1 protein-coding gene and 1 pseudogene are annotated in these 972 nt (G+C 56.6%); one reads left to right on the top strand and one right to left on the bottom strand.

The window, feature by feature from the left end; translation table 11 throughout:
- Positions 1–288: integrase core domain-containing protein (locus tag ACOYQJ_RS26200; protein WP_422908815.1), on the top strand; the 288-nt coding region annotated here is incomplete at its 5' end.
- A 451-nt stretch (positions 289–739) separates the two neighbouring features.
- Here ACOYQJ_RS26200 and ACOYQJ_RS26195 read toward each other — a convergent pair.
- Positions 740–972: pseudogene (locus ACOYQJ_RS26195) on the bottom strand (hypothetical protein); the annotation flags it as partial.

The following is a 972-nucleotide window of genomic DNA, read 5'->3' as shown; positions in this document are numbered from 1 at the left end:
GAATTTATTGCCAAGAAGGTGCGTGCCTGGATCGGTGCCGTGGGCGCGAAAACCGCATTCATCACCCCAGGCTCACCCTGGGAGAACGGCTACTGTGAGAGCTTCAACGCCCGTTTCCGGGATGAGCTGCTAAACGGCGAGGTCTTCACCACGTTACGCGAGGCCCAGATCCTGATTGAACGCTGGCGACGTCACCACAATACGGTCAGGCCCCACAGCGCCTTAAGATACCGGCCGCCAGCGCCCAAGAGCATCGTCCCGATAGACCAAAGACCGACCATGCATTAACATTCAAACTGGACCACCCGATGGGGGCACTCCAAAGGCTATGGCTCCCCAAGTTTTTTGGGAGCTGTTGCGGTTGATGTTCGCGAATGCAGCCGCGAAAGGGTTTTCATCCGTTGGACCTAGCTCGACGATAGACCTTAGTGCACCAATTTTTTCTTGTGCACTTTCTCCATGAGCTTTTCGGTACGCCTCGTCAAAGATCTTTACGGCCAACTTAGAAGAGCCTTCAACTTCGTAGATAGTTGCGGTCGCGCCCCGGCCGATTTCTTTCCCTATTGTCCTTGCAAAGCCATTATAGCTTACAACTCGTTCCCCTTCCAAAGCTATCCCCCAGGGCCATAAGGTGGCATTCCAATTACAAGTGTCCCCGTGCCGTGGCCAACGCCTGGCGGACGTACCCTTTAACTTAAGCTCAATCCGTTCGCGCGGACAACCACTTACTCCTCGACGTTCAGCCCACCTTTATGCCCCAGAGGAACGTGTGGTCGGCGGCGGAGTCGCCTTCGCCGGCTCGCGTCGTACCCCGCAGATCCGTCGTGTTCCCGTGCTCCAACAGCACCACGGTCTGGAGCCATAGCGCCGCCAGCATGCTAGGGTCAGGATTCAAAACCAGTAGATGACGACTGCTGCGAGGGCGATGGCCGAAAGGAAGACTTTTGGGCATCGGTCGTAGCGGGTTGCCAC

This window comes from Pacificoceanicola algae, from assembly GCF_049341065.1.
Taxonomy (GTDB): domain Bacteria; phylum Pseudomonadota; class Alphaproteobacteria; order Rhodobacterales; family Rhodobacteraceae; genus Pacificoceanicola.
Note: the sequence above shows the minus strand (reverse complement) of the source record. Positions and strands in the feature narration are given on the sequence as shown.